At 71.9% G+C, this 20,210-nt stretch carries 15 protein-coding genes; 4 read left to right on the top strand and 11 right to left on the bottom strand.

Annotated features, from left to right (window positions below; genetic code table 11):
• Positions 1-145 precede the first annotated feature (145 nt).
• The gene (locus IEZ10_RS08190) at positions 146-2,503 is read left to right on the top strand and encodes a DUF4132 domain-containing protein (protein WP_189245877.1); all 2,358 of its coding nucleotides are present in this window, start codon (positions 146-148) and stop codon (positions 2,501-2,503) included.
• A 41-nt stretch (positions 2,504-2,544) separates the two neighbouring features.
• Here the strand turns inward: IEZ10_RS08190 and IEZ10_RS08185 are convergent, their stop codons facing one another.
• From IEZ10_RS08185 to IEZ10_RS08165, 5 genes are all read right to left on the bottom strand, one after another.
• Positions 2,545-3,525 carry a carbohydrate kinase family protein gene (locus tag IEZ10_RS08185; protein ID WP_189245876.1) on the bottom strand — a complete coding sequence of 327 codons (981 nt, stop codon included), beginning with the start codon at positions 3,523-3,525 and terminating at the stop codon, positions 2,545-2,547.
• A 70-nt stretch (positions 3,526-3,595) separates the two neighbouring features.
• Positions 3,596-4,138: an RNA 2'-phosphotransferase gene (locus tag IEZ10_RS08180; RefSeq protein WP_189245875.1), complete on the bottom strand. Its 543-nt coding sequence runs from the start codon at positions 4,136-4,138 to the stop codon at positions 3,596-3,598.
• A 313-nt stretch (positions 4,139-4,451) separates the two neighbouring features.
• Positions 4,452-5,855 carry an alkaline phosphatase PhoX gene (locus IEZ10_RS08175; protein ID WP_189245874.1) on the bottom strand — a complete coding sequence of 468 codons (1,404 nt, stop codon included), beginning with the start codon at positions 5,853-5,855 and terminating at the stop codon, positions 4,452-4,454.
• 184 nt (positions 5,856-6,039) lie between these two features.
• Entirely contained in the window at positions 6,040-6,531 is a 492-nt protein-coding gene (locus IEZ10_RS08170; RefSeq protein WP_189245873.1) for a nuclear transport factor 2 family protein, read from the bottom strand.
• A gap of 169 nt (positions 6,532-6,700) precedes the next feature.
• Complete coding sequence (locus IEZ10_RS08165; RefSeq protein ID WP_189245872.1) at positions 6,701-7,354, bottom strand: NUDIX hydrolase; 654 nt, start codon at positions 7,352-7,354, stop codon at positions 6,701-6,703.
• 275 nt (positions 7,355-7,629) lie between these two features.
• Between IEZ10_RS08165 and IEZ10_RS08160 the strand changes: the two genes are divergently transcribed.
• Both IEZ10_RS08160 and IEZ10_RS08155 read left to right on the top strand, forming a co-directional pair.
• Positions 7,630-8,331 (top strand): hypothetical protein, encoded by a 702-nt coding sequence (locus tag IEZ10_RS08160; protein WP_189245871.1) that lies wholly within the window; start codon positions 7,630-7,632, stop codon positions 8,329-8,331.
• A gap of 105 nt (positions 8,332-8,436) precedes the next feature.
• Complete coding sequence (locus IEZ10_RS08155; protein WP_189246164.1) at positions 8,437-8,781, top strand: hypothetical protein; 345 nt, start codon at positions 8,437-8,439, stop codon at positions 8,779-8,781.
• Between the two features lie 272 nt (positions 8,782-9,053).
• Here IEZ10_RS08155 and IEZ10_RS08150 read toward each other — a convergent pair whose 3' ends face one another.
• Together IEZ10_RS08150 and IEZ10_RS08145 are read right to left on the bottom strand one after the other, a co-directional pair.
• A complete protein-coding gene (locus IEZ10_RS08150) occupies positions 9,054-10,151 on the bottom strand; it encodes an ImmA/IrrE family metallo-endopeptidase (RefSeq protein WP_189245870.1) in 1,098 nt (365 codons plus the stop codon).
• Between the two features lie 28 nt (positions 10,152-10,179).
• Positions 10,180-10,446 carry a type II toxin-antitoxin system RelE/ParE family toxin gene (locus IEZ10_RS08145; protein ID WP_189245869.1) on the bottom strand — a complete coding sequence of 89 codons (267 nt, stop codon included), beginning with the start codon at positions 10,444-10,446 and terminating at the stop codon, positions 10,180-10,182.
• A gap of 342 nt (positions 10,447-10,788) precedes the next feature.
• Between IEZ10_RS08145 and IEZ10_RS08140 the strand changes: the two genes are divergently transcribed.
• The gene (locus IEZ10_RS08140; protein ID WP_308426257.1) at positions 10,789-11,280 is read left to right on the top strand and encodes an AAA family ATPase; all 492 of its coding nucleotides are present in this window, start codon (positions 10,789-10,791) and stop codon (positions 11,278-11,280) included.
• A gap of 68 nt (positions 11,281-11,348) precedes the next feature.
• Here IEZ10_RS08140 and IEZ10_RS08135 read toward each other — a convergent pair whose 3' ends face one another.
• From IEZ10_RS08135 to IEZ10_RS08120, 4 genes are all read right to left on the bottom strand, one after another.
• A complete protein-coding gene (locus tag IEZ10_RS08135) occupies positions 11,349-11,969 on the bottom strand; it encodes a hypothetical protein (protein ID WP_229811064.1) in 621 nt (206 codons plus the stop codon).
• Between the two features lie 167 nt (positions 11,970-12,136).
• Complete coding sequence (locus IEZ10_RS08130; RefSeq protein ID WP_189245868.1) at positions 12,137-12,934, bottom strand: endo alpha-1,4 polygalactosaminidase; 798 nt, start codon at positions 12,932-12,934, stop codon at positions 12,137-12,139.
• A 102-nt stretch (positions 12,935-13,036) separates the two neighbouring features.
• Positions 13,037-14,089 (bottom strand): aldo/keto reductase, encoded by a 1,053-nt coding sequence (locus IEZ10_RS08125; protein WP_189245867.1) that lies wholly within the window; start codon positions 14,087-14,089, stop codon positions 13,037-13,039.
• A 222-nt stretch (positions 14,090-14,311) separates the two neighbouring features.
• Positions 14,312-19,834, bottom strand: a complete 5,523-nt coding sequence (locus tag IEZ10_RS08120; protein WP_189245866.1) for a metallophosphoesterase — start codon at positions 19,832-19,834, stop codon at positions 14,312-14,314.
• Positions 19,835-20,210: the final 376 nt, after the last annotated feature.

Raw genomic sequence — 20,210 nt, 5'->3', positions numbered from 1 at the left:
CGGGCCGGGTGGCCGTGGGCGACCCCGGTGGTCACCCGACCGCCGGGGCGCCGGACGCCGCCGCCCGGCCCCCGGTACGGCCGCGCGTCCCCGGCCGCCGCGCCGGACCCCACCGGCCCCACCACCAGATTGAGGATCGACCCGGATGGAGCTCTCCCCCGCCGCCCGCCGGCTGCTCGCGCTCATGACCGACCCGGCCGCGGAGTACCCGGCCACCTGGCCCGGCCGCGCCGAGCTCGGCCCCCACGAGCTGGGGGCCCTGCTGCCCTTCGCCTACCGCGTCCCCGCGACCCCCGCCGGGATGTCGGCGAGGTTCATGGTGGAGGACGAGGCCCGGGAGCGCCAGCCGGCGTTCACCCCCGGGTCCTGCGCCGAGCTGTTCGCGGCGCTGGTCGACGGGCTGGCCACCCGCAAATGGGCCGACCTGCACCTCGGCGCCGCCTCGCTGGTGCGCTGCCCGGACGGGCCGCCCCTCGCCGCGCTCGCGGCCCCCGCCCGGACGCTGGTGCGGTTCCTGCTGGACGCCGGCCGGACCGACCAGCCGTACGCGCTGCTGGCCGTCGCGGGGCTCGCCGGGTGCGACGGGCGAGGCGGCGACGGACTCGACGCGGAGGTGACCGGGGCGATCGAAGCGGGCCGGGGCCCGATCGGCGCCGACGAGCTCCGCCTGCTCGCGAGCTGGGGCACCGGACACCGGGCGCTGTTCCTGGAGACCCTGCGGAACAGGTCGTTCGGCTCCCCGCCGCCGCTGCCCGACGTCTGGGAACGGCTGGCGGACATCCCCGGGTACGCCGCCTTCGCCCGCGCGGCCCTGGAGACCGCCGCCGCCCGGGTCGCCGCGATCCACGCGGGCGAGATCCCCTACCGCGCCGACCGCGCGTTCGAGGCGTCGGAGACCGAGGCGCTCGGCCGCGCCGTACGGCTGGCCCTGGCCCGTGACGAGGAGTGGCTGCCCGGCCTGCTCACCCCGCTGCTGACCGGGATCGCGGTCGCCCCCGGCACCGCGCGGACCCTGCCGTCCCAGGCGCTGCTGTACGAGATCGCCCGGGCCGTCGAGGACTTCCCGACCCCCGAGGCGGTCACCGCGCTGCGCGCCGCGCGCGGGGCGACGCGGCACGCGGGCGTGCCCAGGCGGCTCGACCGCATGCTCAAGCGGATCGACCCCGCGCTGGCCGACCGGGTCGAGGTGGCCTTCCGGATGCCGGACCTCGGCTTCGGGCCCGGCGGGGTGCTCCGCGTGCCGGCCGGCGAGCACACGGGTGTGATCACGATCGGCGACGACGTCGAGCTGACCTGGCAGCGGGGCGAGAAGCGGTTCAGGAGCGTCCCGGCGGCGGTCCGCCGTGACCACCCCGGCGAGGTGAAGCACCTGCGCGAGCAGGTCCAGCAGGTCCGGCGGCAGCTGACCACCCTCGTCCGCGCGCTGGAGGGCGGCTACCCCGGCGAGGCGGTCCATCCCTACGCCAGGTGGCGGGCCGAGATCGCCGGCCACCCGATCGCCGGGACCGTCGCCGACCGCCTCATCTGGGAGTTCGAGCACGCCCCCGGGCAGTGGCGGAGCATGATGGGCGCCGAGCCCCGCGACGCGGCGGGAGAGCCGGTGGCCGCGCCGCCGCCCGACACCCCGGTGCGGCTGTGGCACCCGGCCCGCGCCCCGCTCGCGGAGGTGACGGCCTGGCGCGACCGGGTGACCGGGGAGCGGATCCGCCAGCCGTTCAAGCAGGCGTTCCGCGAGGTCTACCTGCTCACCCCCGCCGAGGAGGCCGCCCGCTTCCACTCCGCCCGGTTCGCGGCCCACATCGTGGCGTACCGCACGCTGTACGCCCTGTTCAGGCAGCGCGGCTGGACGTCGTCCATGCTCGGCCCCTGGGACGGCGGCGGGGAGGACGAGGCCCGGCGGGTGCTCGCCGGGGGCCGGTGGCGGGTCTCCCTCCTCCACTCCTACCTCTACGGGGAGACGGAGGACCGCGCGGTCACCGGCCGGGTCCGCTTCCACCGGAAGGTCTCCGGCGAGTGGCACGAGGCGCCGCTCCCCGAGGTGCCGCCGCTGGTGTTCAGCGAGGCCATGCGGGACGTGGACCTGTTCGTCGCCCTGACCTCCATCGCCACCGACCCCGCCTGGACCGGCGACGACGACGGCCACCGCGACTACCGCCACGCGGCGTCCTCGGCTCCCCTGTCCCCGTCCGCGGAGGTCCGCCGCGACGCCCTCGCCCGCCTGCTCCCCCGCACCGCCATCGCCGGCCGCTGCACCCTCACCGACCGCCACCTCGTCGTCCGCGGTGACCTGCGCACCTACCGGATCCACCTCGGCAGCGCCGGCGTCCTCATGGAACCCGGCGACGTCCACCTGTGCGTCGTCGCCGCGCCCGCCGCCGGGAAGGGCCTGTTCCTGCCCTTCGAGGACGACGGCCGCCTCGCCCTCATCCTCAGCAAGGCGTTCCTCCTGGCCCACGACGCCGACATCACCGACGAGTCGATCCTCCGCCAGATCAAGGGCTGAACCCGCCCCGGTCGCCTGGCGGCCAGGGCGTGCCGGTCCGGTTACGGGGTGAGCGGTGCGGGGGCGGCCAGCTGGTGGTGCCAGGGCGGGTCGGCGCCCGCGACCTCGCAGGTGAGGGCGGCGACGCGAACCGCGAAGGCGAGGGCCTCGGACAGGTCGCCGGCGGTGAGGCCGGTCAGGCGTCCGCCGAGGAGGCCCCGGGCGCCCAGCCGGTGCAGCAGGCCGGCCGTGAACGCGTCTCCCGCTCCAACGGTGTCGGTCACGTTCACCGCGGGGGCGGGCACCGCCAGCCGTACGCCGTCGAGGGAGGCGGTCACGCCGTCCGCGCCCCGGGTGAGCAGGACGAGCCTGGCGCCGGCCGCGTGGCACTCCTCGCGGAACCCGTCGAAGTCGCCGAGGTGGTCGAGGTCCTCCTCGCTCACCTTGACGATGTCGGCGAGCGCCGCCCAGCGGGGCAGGCGGGCCCGGTAGACCGCCGGATCGACGAGCCCGGGACGGACGTTCGGGTCGATGGAGATCGTGGCCCCGGCGCGGGCGCCGGCCAGGAACTCCTCGATCCGCGCGGCGCCGGGCGCCATGACCAGGGCCAGGGAGCCGGTGTGCACCGCCGCGACCCCGCCGAGGTCCCGGGTGGCGAGCTCCTCCGCCGTCCACTGCCAATCGGCGGTGCCCTCGGCGTGGAAGGAGTACTCGGCCCGGCCCTCCGCGTCGAGCGTCGCCACCGCCAGCGTGCTGGGCTCGGCGGCGCGCACGACGCCGGACAGGTCGACGCCGGAGGCGGTCAGGCGCTCGTGGAAGAGGCGGCCGAACGGGTCCGCGGAGATCCTGCCCAGGTAGCGGGCGGGGGTGCCGAGCCGGGCGAGCGCGACCGCGGCGTTGGCCGGGCCCCCGCCGGGGATGACGCGCAGCGCGAGCTCTCCCCGCCGGGACGCTCCGGGGTCGGCGAAGGCGTCGGCGACGCACTCGCCGACGACGGCCACGGCCGGGCCGGTCGTCGGCGTCCCCTCGGCTGGGGTGGTCATGTGCCTCCTCTTCGGTCGGGCCTCTCGGTCTCCGGAGCTCCGGCGGTCTTCACGGGAGAAGGGCCGCCGGTCATCCGGGGAGGCGGATGAAGGCCGGCGGGACGTGTCCGGCCAGCCAGACGCCGTTGGCACTGAGGTGGAAGACGTGCCCGGCGGCGCGCATGGCGGCGGCGTCCACGACGAGGACGACCGGCCTGCCGCGCCGGGCCCCCACCTTCTCCGCCGTCCGGCGGTCGGGTGACAGGTGCACGTGGTGGCGGCCCATCGGCCGCAACCCCTCGGCGCGGATCGCGGCGAGGTTCGCCCCCACGGTGCCGTGGTAGAGGATAGGGGGCGGCTCCACCTCGGGCAGACCGAGGTCCACCGGCACCGAGTGGCCCTGGCTGGCGCGGATCCGCCCGCCCTCGATCGCGTACCGGCGTTTGTCGTTGTCCGCGACGACCTGCTCCAGCTCCGCCCGGGAAATCGGGAAGCCATGCCCGGCCGCGGCGGCCAGCAGCGTCTCGATCTCCACCCAGCCGTGCTCGTCCAGCTCGATGCCGATCCGCTCGGGCCGGTGCCGCAGGTGCTTGGCGAGGTATTTGGAAACGCGCACCATCCGGCTTTCGTCCATCGCGTCCCCTCCCGGCCGCCCGTGGCCGTCACCCGGCTGGAAGGTCCGCTCTCTTCCGGGCCGTCTGTGCTCACTGTTTCACGGTTCGTGCGGGATCGGGGAACGGGGATTCCCGCCTGGCGGGAGCCGCCGGACGCCGCAGTACGTCGCCGGAGGCCGCAGGACACCGCCGGATGCTGCCGGACGCCGCCGGACGCCGGACGGCCCGCCGCGCCTTCCGGGGAGGACGCGGCGGGCCGTTCCGCCTCACCGTTGACCACCGCACGGCCGGCCTGCGCCCCGGTGTACGGCGCCGCCCGGCTCGCGCCGTACGTCAGTGCGCGCCGTTGCTGGGGCGGCCCCACGGGCCGGTGATCGAGAAGACGTGGCCCGGGGTCTGGATGCAGGCGAACAGGATCCTGCCGTCCTGGCTGAAGGTCGGGCCGGTGAACTCGCTGTCGTTGAGGTCGTTGCGGGCCATCGGGTAGGACTTGCCCTGGTCGGTGACGCCCACCAGGTGCTGGACGCCCTCGCCGTCCTCGGCCAGGATGACCCCGCCGTACGGCGAGACCGTGATGTTGTCCGGCCCGTCGAAGGCGCCGTCCTCGTCGGGGTTGGTGTTGACGCCGAAGATGGTCTTCAGCGTGACGGTCTGGCTCTTGGGGTCGTAGAACCACACCTGGCCGTCGTGCTCGTTGACGCTGCCGTCGCTGTGCCGGGCGAAGCTGGCCACGAAGTACGCGCCGCCGTCGGCCCACCAGGCGCCCTCCAGCTTGCGGCTGCGGGTGACCTGGTCGTCGGCGAACTGCTTGCGCGTCGAGACACTGCGGGCGTCGCGGTCGGGCACCGGGACCCACCGGACCCGGTAGCGGGTGCCCGGCCGGGTGGCCTGCGACAGGTCCTGGATGTGCTCGGAGCCGTGGTAGCAGCTCATCGCCTCCAGGGTGCCCGCGGTGTCGCCGCCCTCACTCTGGGCCAGGGCCTTGAGCGCGCCCTTGCCGCCCCGGAAGCGCGCGGGCGGGGTCCAGCGGTAGTACAGGCCGTTGGGACCGGAGGCGTCCTCGGTCTCGTAGATCGTGAAGGTCCGCGGGTCGACGGCGACGGCCTCGTGCGAGTAGCGGCCGAGGAACTTCAGCGGCACCGGGTTCTGGTTGGCGTCGCGGTCGAAGGGGTCGACCTCGAAGACGTAGCCGTGGTCCTTCTGGTACTGCCCACCGGCCCTCTGCTCGGTCTCCTCGCAGGTCAGCCAGGTGTTCCACGGGGTCTTGCCGCCGGCGCAGTTGTTGTGCGTGCCGGCCAGGCTGACGTACTCCCGGACACGGTCACCCCGGACGTCCACGTCGATGTTGGTCGTGCCGCCGCCGGCGCCCGGGTCGTAGGTGAGGCCGGGCAGGGCCGGCACCCGGTACGGCTCGCCGCCGCCGACCTCGTGGTTGTTCACCAGGGTGGTGCCGCGGCCGTGGGGGAAGGCTCCGGTGCCGTCGGGGTCGCTGGGCGTCGGCTCACCCGTCTCCAGCTTCGTCACACCGGCCTGAGCGACGATCTTGTAGGAGAAGCCCGCGGGCAGGGCCAGCAGACCGGCCGGGTCGTCGACGAGCGGGCCGTACCCCAGCGCGGGCCGCGTCGCCGCGAACGCCGCGGGGCCGGCGATCGCCTCGATGCTGCCGGCGAACACGATGCCGAGGCCGCCTGCGGCGCTGCTACGAAGGAAGTTGCGGCGGGAAACGGGTGAGGACACGGATATCGCCTCCAGTTTGGAACGCTGACACCGATAGACCCAACTATGTCCAGGAAACACCCTTGTTGTCCCGCTGTGTTCGCTGGATGAATCCCCGATGAACACTCCGTCCTGCGAACGGCCCGCCTCCGCCCGCCTCCGCGCACCGCCGCCCCGGCCCCCACTCCGACGGCCGCGGCGGATGTCAGGCGGCCTCCACGGGCGTCCGCCGGACGCCCAGCGCCTCCGCGACCGCGATCGTGTCCAGGTAGAAGGGGCGGATCTCGGTGATCAGGCCGTTCCCGAAGGTGATGAGCTGCATGACCGCCGTGTCGAGGACCCGGCCGGTGGCGCGCGCCCGCAGACGGCCGAGGTTGAAGACGGCGACCCTGTCGCCGTCGACCACGTAGCGCTGCTCCATGAATTCCAGCGAGTCCCATGCCTCGCTCATCGCGGCCATGAAACCCTCGATGCCCTCCGGGCCGCGCCAGGTGCCACCGTACGGAAGCCCCTCGGCCTGGTACATGACCACGTCGGGATCGAGGCAGGCCGCCATCTCCGAGAAGTCGGCCTTGCCGGGTCCGCCGGCGGCGATGTACCGCGCCTCGGCGGCGTAGAACCGCTCCAGCAGCGCCCGGCTCGTCCGCTCGCCGCCCTTGTCGTTGTCGTTGTCGTTGTCGTCGTCGTTCAGCGTCATACGGGCAATGGTGCCGAGTCGGGGACGGCGGGATCTGGCGGTGACCGGACCTCGCACTCGAACCGGCGATCACCCATACGGGCGCGGCGCCGCGGGCCGGCGACGGCACGCCCCGGGACCGGGCTTTCCGGACGGGGGCGGCCGCGCCGCCGTCCGCTTCCGCGCCCCGCTACAGGGGCGGCTCCGGGTGGTGCCAGGGCAGGATCAGCGGCTCCGCCGGGAGGTCGCCGGTCAGCAGCCTGTCGAGCAGGCCGGGAAGGCCGGGCGGGATGACGTGGTCGCCGGTCGTCCGCAGTTCGGGAAGCGGCCACCAGCGGAAGGTGTCCAGCAGGGAGCGTTCGAGGTCCTCCATGCCGGAGAGGTCCACCGTCGGCTCGGGGACGCGCAGCAGGAAGTAGTGGTCCCAGGCGTAGAACAGCCGGTCGTCGGCGTCGGCCCAGTGGCCCCGGGAGACGGCGACGACCTGGCCGAAGTCATCCGGGGAGACCACCTGGCCCGTCTCCTCGCGCAGCTCACGGGCGGCGGCCGCGGTCAGTTCCTCGCCGGGGTCGACGCCGCCGCCCGGGGTGAACCAGGCGAGACCGGAATTCTTGACCAGGCCGCGGCCCCGGAACAGCAGGACCCGGTCGTGGCCGTCGAGGAGCAGGACGCGGGCGGAGGGACGCACGACGACGCCGGGCAGCGGGTCGCGGGGAGCCTCCCCGGGCGCGGAACCGCCGGCCGCCGTTCCGGGCAGGGGGCCGCCGGGCGCCGCGCCGGGACCGCCGGGTGTCTCTTCGGGCAGGGGGCCGCCGGGCACGGCGCCGGGATTCGCTTCGGGCATGGGGGCGAGCATAGGCGGCCGCCCTCCTTCCGGCGATCTTTCGGCCGCCGGCCGTACCGGCCGGGACCTCCGGTGCGGCGGACCGGATCGAGGGGGTCACCGGGACATGGCGATGACGCCGGGGCGGCGAGCGGGCGCCGCACGAGCCGCCCGTACGCCCCCGGCCGGCCCCGGGCCCCATCGGTGGCACGGCCCGGAACGTAGTGCCAGGACCACCCCGGGATCTCCATCCCGCACCAGTGTGCGGGGGATGCCGCGCCGGTTGGATCGGCGGTATGACAACGACCTCGTTCGACTTCCCGGGCCGCTGGGTGGAGGGTGCCGGGCTCGTCCTCGGGCCTTCCCTGATGCTCGCCGGCGTGCTGCTCCGCGCCGGCTTCGACGGCTTCTTCCCCGAACAGCTCGCCGCGTTCGCCGAGAACCCCGTTCTGATGACCGCCTCCTACGGCACCTTCGCCGTGGGGAACGTCCTGCTGTGGCCCGCCGTCATCGCGCTGGTCCGGCGGGTGTGGGCGGTACGGCCGCGGTGGGCGCTGTGGGGCGGCGTGATGGTCATGTCCGGACTGTTCGCCCGTTCCTTCCACTCCGGGGTCAGCCACCTGGCCTTCCAGCTCGTCGACGTCCAGGGGGTCGAGGCGGCCCGGAGGGCGGTGGCCGACTCCTACGGTGCTTTCCATCCCTTCCACCCGCTGTCTCCCGCGATCTTCTTCGGCTGGATCGTGCTGGCCGTCGGGGCGTGGCGGGCGGGTGTGCTCGGGATCGCCAGGTCCGTCGCCCTGGCCTCGATGAGCGCGCTGCCGATCGGCGTGCTGAAGGGGACGGGGCCGATGTCGGTGGTCGCCACCCTCGGCCTGTGCGCGGCGCTGGTACCGCTGGGGATCGGAGTCCTGCGGAACGGTCCCGCGCCCAGGTGGTGGGCCTACCCGCTGGCGCTGGGTGTGGGCGCCGCCGCCGTCTTCCTCGGCACGGTCGGTTGACGCCACCTCTGCGCCGAATGATGGCATTGCCGATTTATGGGGTTATGTAGCCGATCGTCCGGCATGGAGCGGGTAAGGAGGGGTGGTCGGAGGAAGGGGGACCCGATGAGCGAGCAGGACGACCGGAGAGAGCGCCTGGAGAAGATCGCGCACGAGCACGTGGAACACCTGGCGGGCGAGACCGCGCTGGGCCACACCGACCCGGCGGCGCGAGGAGAGCGCGTCACCGAGGAGACTCCGGGCACGACGGGGGGCGGTGAGGGCCAGGTCCAGGGCATCGGCGACATGGCGGGGACCGGCGCCCGCGCTCCCCTGGGCGACCAGAGCACCGAGGGAGAGGCCGCCCGCGAGGCGATCGGCGCCGAACCCGGCGAGTCCGGCGAGGTCGAGGACCGCAGCACCGGGGAGGCGTCCCGGGAAGAGGTGACCGGAGACCAGGGCGGCGGCTGACCGGCCGGACACGTCGGCGGCCCGCCTCCCGGGCGAGGAGCGGCGACCATGGTCACGGCCGCGGCGCCAAGACGGCGTCCGCGGCCGTAACGACGGTGCCGGAGCGACAGTGTCGATCGCGGCGGTACCGGCCAGACCCCAGGACGATAATGATCTTCGACGCCCGCACCGCCACGGGTGTGGTCCCCGGCATCCGGTTCACCACGGGTGTGGTCCCCGGCACAACGCTCCGGCCCGCATGGCGAACCGAAGCCGCCGAGGCCCGAGGACCGTCAAAGACCGGTCTCCACATCGATTCTCTTCTTCAGGTCATCTCCGTAGCCGGCGGGCCAGATGCCATCGTGCTGCAGCCGGCCCGCGACGATGCCGGGTGACACTCCGATCTCATGGGCGAACGCGCGGGCGGAATCCGGAGATGTGATCGTGCGCAACCGTGAGGAGTGCTCTTCGGGGATCAGCAGGTCACACGCGAACCGATTCGCCTCCCCTTCCCTCGGGTCGCCGGCGGACCCACCATCATCGATCCACGTGTCACCCTTCCCGTGCAGCAGGATGTGGCCGATCTCGTGGAAGAAGGTGAACCAAAGGTGATCGTCTGTTCTGCGGCGAAGACTCAGCAGGAGCATGACCTTGTCACCGGACACCCATCTTGTCGCCCCGCTGACGCGCGCGCCGTCGAGCTCCCTGACGAAAACCATCGCGACCCCGTACCGCGCGCAGACATCCCGCATCATCGACGCGGCGAGTTCAGGGGGCTGCGAGGTCAGCCGCCGCAGACGAGGCAGCGCACGCCGAAGACCCGGACCATCGAACGGCCCACACTCGATGTCGCGCGCCGCGAGCTCTCCCAGCCGAAGCCAGACGGCGACCGCACCGGGGCGGATCACGGAGGATTCCGCCCTGCGGAAGGCGGCGGCCGGCCGCTCGTACAGTTCACGCCATGTCGTCAGATGCGCGACCCCGAAGAAGGCGAGAAGCTGCTGCACCCGGGAGATGTCATCCGTCGGCTCCTCGGGAAGGATCCCCCGGGCCACCAGTTCGCGAACCGGCATCTCGTCCAGCCACGGAACCGCTTCCAGCAGCTCCTTTTCCAGCCTGAGCCGTTGCAGGGCGGACTGATAGTCCGCTTCCAGGCGGTTCCAGAGCCTGGCGGGCATACCGGTCACCAGCTCCAGTCGCTGCGCGATCTCGTGGCTCAGCGGCACCAGTCCCTGGACCAGCCTGTTGAGGTGCTTCGCGCTGAGTCCCAACCTGGTCGCCAGCTCACGCTGGGTCATGCCGAGTTCGTCGAGGTACTCGCGGATCGTCTCCCCCGGCGGCACGGCGTAGTCGGGGGCGCCAGAAGGATGGAACTCGGTTGCCGGCATCATCTTCCACGCTCCTTTCTCGCTTGGCGGTTCATCCGTGGTAGTCGACGATCTCTATGACCAGCGCGGCTTCTTCTTCCGCCAGCCCCTGGTCGGCCTTCTCCTTGGGCGTCATGAGCCGGAACACGAGACGCCAGCCCCGGTGAAGGTCCATCGCGTGGCATCCCGCGTAGTTCCCGCGCAGGGGGTGGCAGCGCCCTGGCATGCAGAAGAGGTCGTCAAGGGTGTTCGCGACACGGAGGGCCTGCAGCCGCTGCCTGAGCTTCCGGGCCCCCTCGGCCCCATAGGCCGCGCGCATCTCCCGGTCCGATTGGCAGACGAGCTGGAGACGACGGTCCGCATAGAACACCTCCAACTCACCGGCCTCCTCTGAGTATTAACCAATTTGGTAAACGAGGAACTCCCCTTGCGGACAAGATAACGTCGCCGGCCATGCTCGACGAGCCGTTCGCCCAGAGTGGAGAGATCCCGGCCTGTCCTGAGATTCAGGGAACAGGCAGACCTCACCGGCTCGACAGCCGACCCGCCCGCGACCGGCCCAGGAGCGCTCGTGTGTGACGTGCCGTTCCGCAGGGGAAGGCTGCAGGAAAGGGCGGATCTCGAGCCGCGGTGCCGGCTGCCGCCCTCGGGCTGAGGAGGCATCACGGACCTGGAGGTCGCCGTCCTCGTCGGGCTGCAGGCGTCGGGCAAGTCCACCTTCTACCGCCGCTGCCTGGCGGCGACGCACGTCCATGTGAGCAAGGACGCCTTCCCCAACGCCCGCCACCGGCAGCGCCGCCAGCTCCGGCTGATCGTCGAGGCGCTGGAGGAGGGGCGGCACGTGGCGGTGGACAACACCAATCCCTCCGCCGAGGAGTGGAGCCCGCTCATCGTGACGGCCAGGGAGTACGGCGCCAACCCGGTGGCCTACTGGTTCCCTCCCGACCTCGCCGCGTCCCTGGACCGCAACGCTGTACGGCTCGGCCGCGCGCGAGTACCCGAGGTCGGCGTCCGCGCCACCTTCAAACGGCTCCGCCCGCCCCGCCTGTCGGACGGGTTCGATGTGATCCACATCGTGACCTTCGACGGCCACGGCGGCTTCACCGTGCGGATCCGGGAAGATTCGCCTGATCTTCCCGGGCGCCTGCGATGACCCGAGGCGGTACTTACGAGATCGGATCGGCGATGCCCGGAATGGGCGGGCGCGGTCGTCGCTTCCCCTCAGCCGGCATCCCTCTCACGCAGGCGGAGCTGCCGCCCGCATTCGTCGGCCAGCTGAGGATAGGTGCGGGCGATGGCCTCGTAGATTCGCCGCCTGAGCAGGCGCGTCGCCTCCGCGCGACCGACCTTGCCGAACAGTTCCCCCAGAGTGCCGTCATAGACGGTGAGCTCATGACGGAGGTAGTTGACCACCCATCTCCGCAGGGTCGACTCATCGACATCCGTCACCCGCGCAGGGTCGGGAACGTGATCGGGCCGGTGCCGGGCCCGCTCCGTGTCGCGGTGGTTGCGGTGGTCGACCGCCTTGCGCGCCAGCGCGTTCCAGGCGACGACCGGCACCGTTACGGGCACGGCGGCGAGGCCGGCGAGCGTTTCACCGCGCCTGCGCTCCGCGGCGAGCAGCGCCGTCCGGGATCTCCGTTCGGCCCTGGCGCGTAGCGCGGTGAACGCCTCCGTCTCCTCGGCGAGGAGCACCCTCTTCGCCTCGTACAGCCGCATCGGCGCCGCGGACCGGAAGACGGGGTTGGGAGCCAGCTGGTCGGGCGGATCGAGAAGCGCCCGGATCATGGCCGGGCTCCAGCCGCGCTCCCGAAGCTCTACTACCGTGAAGTGACTGTTCATCGCGTTTTCCCTGTCACGGGAGACAGGATGGCCGGCCGCGGGAGGTGGCTTCGGAGCCGAATCGCGTTCTGTGGATGACTTCCGTCACCGGCCGCAAAGACGCGGACGCCCGTACGCCGATGCGTGGGGGCCACAGCTCACGACGGTCGGCGTGGCCCCGTCGAGGGTCAGGCGGGGCAGGTTTCGCGCTTGGCGGTGAGGTCGAGGGTCTTCTTGATGGAGCTCAGGCCGAGCCGCTTGGACTCCGGGCAGAACTTGCCGAGCGCCACGGAGTACTCGGCGTGGAAGACCGGCTTGCCCGCCTTGATGAACGGGGTCAGCGCGGAGCACTCGCGGTACTCGGCGCACTGCTCGTTCACCGCGAAGTCGAAGTCCCCGACCAGCTGCGGGATCTGGTCGAGGTCGTTCTTCAGCCCGATCGCGAGGCCGCGCTCGTGCGCGACCGCAGCGAGCATGCGGTTGAAGGCGAGCTGGTGCTTGGCGGTGACCGGGAAACCGGAGTCCTGCTGGTAGGCGTCCACCAGGTCGGCCTCGACACCGTCGAAGCCCTTGGCCTTGCACTGGTCGAGCCGGGCCGACCAGATGCGCTTGATGACGTCGATCTGCCGGATGTCGACCCACCGCTCCTGCGGCCAGCCGTCGACCGGCTTTCCGAGGACCGACTTCGGGAAGTCCTTGAAGTCGGGACGCCCCTGCTCGGCCGCTCCGATGTCGATGTAGCAGACGACCTTGCGCCCCATGCCGTGCAGGGCGGACACCGTCGAGGCAGGGGTGTCGAACATGTCGACGTCGTACACATCGGCCTTCACCGAGGTGTCGATCTTTCCGGAGAGCTGCCACTGCCAGGTCAGTCCGGCCTTGGGCTGCCACCGATCGCCGGGGGCGGCGTGCGCCGGGGCCTGGAGGGCGGCGACGCCGGCCGCCGCCAGAGCCAGCGCCAGGATTCGAGAGGACTTGTTGATCATGAGACGGGACTATAGCCGGGCGACGATGGCGAATCCCCCGGAATCAGGAGGTTCACCATCATCACGCCGACCATCCACCCGTCGACCCCCACGAATCAGGGGTCACTGAGCGGCGGCGCGGTCCGCGAACGGGCGACGGCGCCGCGCGGCGTCGGTCAGCGCGACCGGACGCCAGGCGCCGTCCGGCTGATAGACGTCGGTTCCGGGCGGGACGATCTCGTCGATCCGGTCGAGGGTCGCGTCATCGAGCGTGAGCGTGGCACCCTTCAGCGACGCCTCCAGCTGCTCCATCGTCCGCGGCCCCAGGATCACCGAGGTGACGCCGGGGTGCGCCGCGGCGAAGGCCACGGCCAACTCCGGCAGTGAGCAGCCGATGTCGTCGGCGACCTCGACGAGCCGTTCCACGACGGCCAGCTTGGCGGCGTTCACCGGAAGCGAGGGGTCGAAGCGCGCCGGCATCAACGCCGCACGGCCGGTGGTGAGGTCGACGGGCCGGCCCGCGCGGTACTTTCCGGTCAGGAACCCCGAGGCCAGCGGGCTCCACGTCAGCACGCCCATCCCCAGCCGCCGGCAGACCGGCAGCACGGAGGTCTCCGCGCCCCGGGCCAGCAACGAGTACGGCGGCTGCTCCGTCCTGAAGCGCATCAGGCCCCGGCGCTCGGCCACGTGGTACGCCTCGACGATCTCGTCGGCCGGGAACGTGGAACAGCCGAAGGCGCGGATCTTCCCCTGATGGACGAGATCGCTGAGGGCGGAGAGCGTCTCCTCGATGTCGGTCGTGTGGTCGGACCGGTGGACCTGGTAGAGGTCGATCCAGTCGGTCCCCAGACGCCTGAGGCTGTCCTCGACCGCCCGGACGATCCACCTCCGGGAGTTGCCGCCCCGGTTGGGGCCCTCACCCATCGGGAAGTGCACCTTGGTGGCGAGTACGACGTCGTCACGACGGCCGCGCAGCGCCTTTCCGACGATCTCCTCCGACTCCCCCGCCGAGTACATGTCCGCGGTGTCGACGAAGTTGATCCCCCGGTCGAGGGCGGCGTGGACGATGCGGACGCACTCGTCGTGATCGGGATTGCCGACGGCGCCGAACATCATGGCGCCGAGACAGTGGACGCTCACCTCGATGCCGGTGCCGCCGAGGACTCGGTAACGCATGCCCGGACTCCCTGGGGATCGCAGACGGGAATGATCGCAAGTCGGACCCTAGGCCCTGGAGCGCGCTCCACGGCAAGCCCCTCCCGTACGCAGGCCCGAGGTTCCGGCCCTCCGTTCACCCCTCGCACGCCGCCTGTGGCGCCCGCGGGCGGGGCTGCGGGCGCCACAGGTTCGGGAGTCACCGCGAAGACCGTGGCCCCAACGGCCCCGGCGGCCGGTGCGTCACGGGCTGACGGTCACCCGGACCGCCGGGGCCGTGCCGATCCGGACGTCCAGGGTGATCGGCTTGCCGGCGCGGAGCGCGGCGCGGGCGTCGCCGCGGAGGTCGAGCTTCAGGTCCCGGGTCTTACCGGGCTGGAGCGTGACCTTTTCGGTGTCGAGAGGGTCGCCGTCGTAGGTGACGGTGACCTGTTCCCGGCACTTCTCCTCTCCGGCGCAGACCAGAGTGATCACCGCCTGGGCGGGGGCGTTCCCCTGCGTTTTGACCGTGGCGGTGACGGTGTCGTCGAGCACCCTCATCCCCGGAGTCCCCGGGGTCCCCGGGCTGCCCGGGACGAGCGGGGCGGCGTGGCGTTCCGTGTCGCCGGAGGTGTTGAGCACGAGCGTCGTCCCGTCCGGCCGGCTCAGGAGGACGGTGAGCGCGGCACCGCCCTGGTCGTCGAGGTGAACCTCGCCGAGGTGGGCGATGTCATCCTCGGCCGGAGCCGACACCGAGGCGCCGGCCTTCAGCAGAAGGAACGACAGCTGCTCGCCCGCCCCGGCGGTTCCGGCGGACACCGTCACGGTGACGGTGCCGTCACCGTTCACGACCGTCTCGTGGCGGATGCCACCGGACTCGGCCGCCTCGGCGGCCGGCGGGTTCACGGCGGCGCGGACCGCCCCTGCCTCAGCGGGGGTCTCACCCGCGGCGGCGGGCCGTACCGCTGCCGCATGGGCGGCGGGCGCCGCGCTCGCCTCGGTGGCGGGTGCCGCCGGGCCGCGCAGAACAGGCCGGCCGAGGCCGGCGTCCCACTGCCATACGGACGCGAAGTCGAAGCCGAGTCTGTCGGCCCAGAAGGCCTGGTCGGCTGCCTCGGCCCGGGTCGCGGTGGCGCCGTTGAGCGTGGCAGGGCCGGTCGCGGTCTCGGTCTGCGACTGCGCCACCACGGTCTCGGCCGCCCAGTTGTCGCTGAGCGTGGCGACGTTGTTCGCCAGCACCCGGCCCAGAAGGCGGTGCGCCCAGGAGGGCGCGGTGACCGCCGGGTTGAGCGCGATCGAGCCGCGGATGGTGGTGCCGGTGTAGCCGTAGCCGGCCACACCGCCGTCGTTGCGGGTGTCCGCGGTGACGGCGCCCGTGGCGAAGACCCGCTCCGTGGTGGAACCGGCCAGGGCCACGCCGATCACTCCGCCCGCCTCGGTGGTGAGCGCGCGCACGTCCGCCGTGGAGTAGGCGTCCCGCACGATGCCCTGCGAGTCGCCGACGAGGCCGCCCACGCGTGAGCCCGCGGTCACGGACCCGGATACCCACACGCGTTCGATGGTGCCGGTGCTGCTGCCTGCCAGAATGCCGGCGCGCGCGGTGGTGGTGTTCACCCTGGCGTCAAGGACCGCGAGGTCGTGGACGTGCCCGGAGATCTGGGTGAACAGCCCGCCGGTGGTGGACGTCAGGCCCGTGATGGTGTGGCCGGCGCCGTCCAGTTCGCCGGTGAACGGCCCCGGCAGGCTGGTGAACGGCGTGCCGGTCAGGTCGAGATCGGTGGCGAGCACGTAGTCGTAGGACGGGTGCCTGCCCATCAGGGTCAGGTCCTCGACGCTGTCGACGACGTGGAAGCCGCGCCCGTCGGCCGGCAGCCCGGGCCCCGGGGCCGGTTCGAGCGTCTCGGGTGCCATCCGCAGCGTCGGGCGCCTGGCGACGCCATCCCACTGCCAGACGGTCTCGAAGTCCCAGCCGCGCTCCTCGTAGAAGGTCTGCCTCTGGATCTCCGAGGTGGCGACCACCTTGCCCTTCTGGTTGTCGGCCGCGGGCGGGTCGGTCAGTGACTGCCCGCTGATCGGCACGGACCGGCTGACGTGGTTGTCCTCAAGCGTGGCGGTCTGCCCGGTGTAGACACGGCCGACGATGGCGTGCGCGTGGCTCGACGCGGAGATGCTTGTGTTCAGCGCGACCGTGTGGCTCACCCGGGTGTCGGTGTAACCGTAGGCGGCCACGCCGCCCGCGGACGCGCCGCCCGCCGAGACCGCGCCGGTGGCCAGGACGTTCTCGGTGACCGACCCGCCGACGGAGACGCCGACGGCACCACCGGCGTACTGGGTCGTGGCGCGCACGTTCACCGTGGAGACGCTGTCGCGGACGGTGCCGAAGTGATGGCCGGTGATGCCGCCGACGTAGCTGTTCGCGGTCAGCGACCCGTCGGCGCGGACCCGCTGGATCGTGCCGTGGTTCTGGTCGGTGACCAGTCCGGCGGTCGAACGGTCGGTGGTGACATCGCCCCGGACCACCAGGTCCTCGATCGTGCCGCGGTTGTCGGCGAACAGGCCCGGTCCCTGGTCGGACAGGGCGGCCAGCCCGGAGATCGTGTGCCCGTCGCCATCGAAGACACCCGTGAAGGCGGTGGTGCGGCCGATCTGGGCACGGGCGAGCCCGGTCAGGTTCAGGTCCGCGGTCAGCCGGTAGTGGCCGGCCGGGTCATTGTCGACCTTGGCCAGGTCGTCCGGTGAGTCGATCAGGTACGGGGACTTCTCACTACCTTCGCCGGCCAGGCCCTCGCGCAGGGTCACGGCGGGCCGCAGCGGCTTCCCGGACGCCAGGGAGTCCCAGGTGAACAGCTTGACGGTCGAGCTCGGCGCCACCGGCAGCGGCGTGCCGAAGCGGACGTACTGCTCACGGCCGAGGTGGTCGAGTGCGACGTCGAGGGTGCGCACGTCGATCATCCGCTGCTGCGTGCTGTCGTACGTCGCGGCCATGACGGTGACCTTGTCCAGGCTGCCCGGGGAGGACAGGAGCCCCACACCCTTCAGCTCACGGTTCTCGATCCCCGCCGAGGAGATCTTCCAGGAACCGTGCGGCTTGGCGACGGTCACCTCGTCGACCAGGCGCCCGTCGATCGTGTGCGTCGACAGCCGCAGTCCGGCGTCGGTCACCTTCAGGACGCCGCCCATCTGGACGTTCTCGTCGAAGACCTTGTCGTCCCACCAGAACCGCTGGTTGTCGTAGAACTTCGGGCCGGACGACCCCATGGTCACGAACGTGGTGCCGGCGACCTCCTCCTCGGGGGTCCTGGCCAGGCGTCCTTCGTAGATCGTGGATCGCTTGTAGACGTGGTCGTGGCCGCCGACGTACAGGTCGACGCCGAGCTGGTCGAGCACGCGCATGACCTTCTCCCGGTCGATGTCCATGCCGCCGTCGTCGGCGTGCTGGCCGCCGTAGTAGGAGAAGTGCCCGATGACGACGTTCCACGTCGCGTCCGAGGCGCGCACGTCGTCGACCAGCCAGTCGAGTTGCTCGTCCAGGCGCGCGTTGGAGTTCAGCACGGCGAAGTGGACGTCGCCGCGGTCGAAGGAGTAGTTGCTCTCGCCGATCACACCGTTGCGCGGCAGCGCGAACGTGTTGGTGAAGATCGCGCCCGGTTGCCTGCCGACCGCGTCGTAGTCGAGGTCCTCGTAGGTCTCGTGGTTGCCGACCAGGCCCGCGTACTGCAGGTCGAGCCCGGACAGGAAGGAGCCGTGGATCTCGGCCCACTTCTCCCCCCTGCCGCCGCGGTCGACGAGGTCGCCGACCTGGACCACGGTGCCGCCACCCGGCGTCTGGTTCCTCAGCCGGTCGAGCACCCGCCGCGGCAGGGTGAGGTCGCCGGCGTTTCCGTCGGGCACCTGAACGTCGCCCAGGATGTAGATCGGCTCCCCTTCGGCGCCGCCGGCGAGGAACTCGCCCCGCGCGCCGGTCCAGGCCGACGCGTCGGCGGGGGTGGGGGCGCGGCCGTCGCGGGCCACGCCGAACCGGAACCGGTAGGTCGTGCCGACCTTCAGCCCGGTCAGGCGGAACTCGTGGGAACGCAGCGTCTGGCCCGTGATGGAGTGCTGGTAGACGGGCTCATCGTCGCCGACCACGTTGACCTCGTACGGACGGTCGTTCGCCGAGGTGAGCACCTCGGCCCCGGACCAGTCGTCCGAACCCGCGGGCAGGACCTGCGCGTAGACCCGCTCGACGGCACGGTCGGTGGTGACCGCGATGCCGGCGGAACCGGGTTTCTCGCCGACGGACGCGTTGCCGCCGAAGCGGAACACGCCCGCCGGGTCCGGCGCCTTCCGGGAGACCTGGATGCGGAGCAGCTCGGCGTTGGTGTTGCCGAGGTCGTCGGTTGCCTTCACGACCACGAACGCGTCGTCGTACGAGCGGATCCGGAAGGCGCCGCCGGAGACCGGGACCACCCCTGCCGAGTCGAACACCTCGGACGTGATCGTGGGTCGGGCGCCGGAGTCGTCGGTGGCCGTCACCCGCGGCAGGGTGATCGTGTCACCGTACTGCGCCGTGGCGGGGAAGTCGTCCGGGACGGTGATCCGCGGGGCGTAGTTCGCGCCGCGGACGGTCTTCCCGATCCAGATCGGGGCGGAGACCAGGAAGTTGCCGTCGGCCTGGTCGGCGCGCACGTAGTAGAAGTCGCCGTCCCGCACGTTCAGCCTGGTCTTCAGCGTCAGGTCGTTGCCGCTGATCTTTCCGAAGTCGTGGGCGACCGCGCCGCCGTTGGTGATGAGGCGCGCTGAGGTGAAGGAGTCCCGGGCGTCCGGGTCGGCGAGGCGGAGGTCGACGTCCAGGGTGGTGGTATCGCCCGGCAGGATCGCGCCCATGAGCTTGTCATTGCCGCCGAACGCGAGGACCGCGTTGACGTCGGCGGTCGAGTAGAGGCTGCGGTCCCGCATCGCCGTGTACAGCGAGTCCAGGGAGTGTCCCCCGGCCCACACGCCGGTGATCGACGGGTTCCCGGACACCCAGGTCGCGGAGTGCTCGTCGCCGTTCCACGTCGGGGCCAGGTGCCAGCCTGCGTCCAGCGCCTTCTGGAACTCGCCCACCGCGTCGGCGGACTTGACCTCGATGAGCTCCATCCGCTCGTCGGCGGCCGGGTCCAGGCCCTTGAAGCCGAAGAAATCGCCCTTGGACGTGGTGGACGGGTGGTTGAACTGGCCGATCGCCTTCGGATCCCGCTTCAGCCGGGCCAGGAACGTGAAGTAGTCGTATTTCATGTCGCCGGTGCCGAACGCGTTGCCGTACCCGTCGACGCTGCCCTTCTCGGTCGCCCGCGCCGTCACGTGCCAGTCGGTGTCGAACACGTTGATGTGGCCGGTGCCGTCGTACCAGGTGTTCTCGATCGCCGGGACCGCGACCAGGTCGTTCCGGCCGGCGTTGAACTTCGCGGCGCTCTCGTGCAGGTAGCGCCATTCGGCGGAGTCGGCGTCCCGCCAGTCCTCGACGAAGTCGTCGCCGTTGCGGATGTCCCACATGACGTCGTGCTCGGACACCGCGAAGAAGTCGGCGTCGGTCTCGCCGCGGACGTGTTCGTAGGCGTCCGGCGGCAGCTCGACGCCGTCGCTCACCGAGGTGTGCGCGTGGAACTCGCCGGTGTACAGGGATTTGCCGAGGTAGACCGGCCGGTTCTCGTCGGCCGCCGTGGCCGGGGAGGCCGGTACGAGGGCCAGTGCGCCGGCCGCGAGCGCGACCGCCGTGATCGCGCCGGACCAGGCAGGTGTTCGGGATGCGCTGCTGCGCGTCATGTTTCTACCGTTTCAGGTGATTTCGGTGTGCCGATCACAGAAATCACAACGGGTGGAACAGTTTGCTTAGGAGACATGCCACGAAAATGAACGAACAGTTAATTCTGACAATGCTCGCATTTAGCTCATATTTCATGAAATGCTAAGCCTGTGCCCGAAACGGCTCACCGAGGAGGAGATCGCCGCCGGAGCGGCCGCGGCCGGGGAAACCCGCGGCATCACGGTTTGTCCGGCGCTGTTCGCCTTGCCGGTCCGCACCGAGATCCGTCCCACGCCCGCAAGGGGGACGTGCGGCCCCGGCGGAGTCGCGAATCCGCCGGGCACGGCGTCGGGGACCAGCACTTCAATCCTCCGGCGCCGGAACCGGGCCGGCTCT

The organism is Streptosporangium pseudovulgare (assembly GCF_014648055.1).
Classification (GTDB): domain Bacteria; phylum Actinomycetota; class Actinomycetes; order Streptosporangiales; family Streptosporangiaceae; genus Streptosporangium; species Streptosporangium pseudovulgare.
This window is presented reverse-complemented; position numbering and strand designations above follow the sequence as displayed.

What these genes read in the sequence shown, in the direction of transcription:
- IEZ10_RS08160 (WP_189245871.1), top strand. Translation starts at nt 7,630, where the DNA reads ATGACAACGACCTCGTTCGACTTCCCGGGCCGCTGGGTGGAGGGTGCC.
- IEZ10_RS08155 (WP_189246164.1), top strand. Translation starts at nt 8,437, where the DNA reads ATGAGCGAGCAGGACGACCGGAGAGAGCGCCTGGAGAAGATCGCGCAC.
- IEZ10_RS08120 (WP_189245866.1), bottom strand. Translation starts at nt 19,834, where the DNA reads ATGACGCGCAGCAGCGCATCCCGAACACCTGCCTGGTCCGGCGCGATC.
- IEZ10_RS08185 (WP_189245876.1), bottom strand. Translation starts at nt 3,525, where the DNA reads ATGACCACCCCAGCCGAGGGGACGCCGACGACCGGCCCGGCCGTGGCC.
- IEZ10_RS08150 (WP_189245870.1), bottom strand. Translation starts at nt 10,151, where the DNA reads ATGATGCCGGCAACCGAGTTCCATCCTTCTGGCGCCCCCGACTACGCC.
- IEZ10_RS08125 (WP_189245867.1), bottom strand. Translation starts at nt 14,089, where the DNA reads ATGCGTTACCGAGTCCTCGGCGGCACCGGCATCGAGGTGAGCGTCCAC.
- IEZ10_RS08130 (WP_189245868.1), bottom strand. Translation starts at nt 12,934, where the DNA reads ATGATCAACAAGTCCTCTCGAATCCTGGCGCTGGCTCTGGCGGCGGCC.
- IEZ10_RS08165 (WP_189245872.1), bottom strand. Translation starts at nt 7,354, where the DNA reads ATGCCCGAAGCGAATCCCGGCGCCGTGCCCGGCGGCCCCCTGCCCGAA.
- IEZ10_RS08190 (WP_189245877.1), top strand. Translation starts at nt 146, where the DNA reads ATGGAGCTCTCCCCCGCCGCCCGCCGGCTGCTCGCGCTCATGACCGAC.
- IEZ10_RS08145 (WP_189245869.1), bottom strand. Translation starts at nt 10,446, where the DNA reads ATGCGCGCGGCCTATGGGGCCGAGGGGGCCCGGAAGCTCAGGCAGCGG.
- IEZ10_RS08180 (WP_189245875.1), bottom strand. Translation starts at nt 4,138, where the DNA reads ATGGACGAAAGCCGGATGGTGCGCGTTTCCAAATACCTCGCCAAGCAC.
- IEZ10_RS08135 (WP_229811064.1), bottom strand. Translation starts at nt 11,969, where the DNA reads ATGAACAGTCACTTCACGGTAGTAGAGCTTCGGGAGCGCGGCTGGAGC.
- IEZ10_RS08170 (WP_189245873.1), bottom strand. Translation starts at nt 6,531, where the DNA reads ATGACGCTGAACGACGACGACAACGACAACGACAACGACAAGGGCGGC.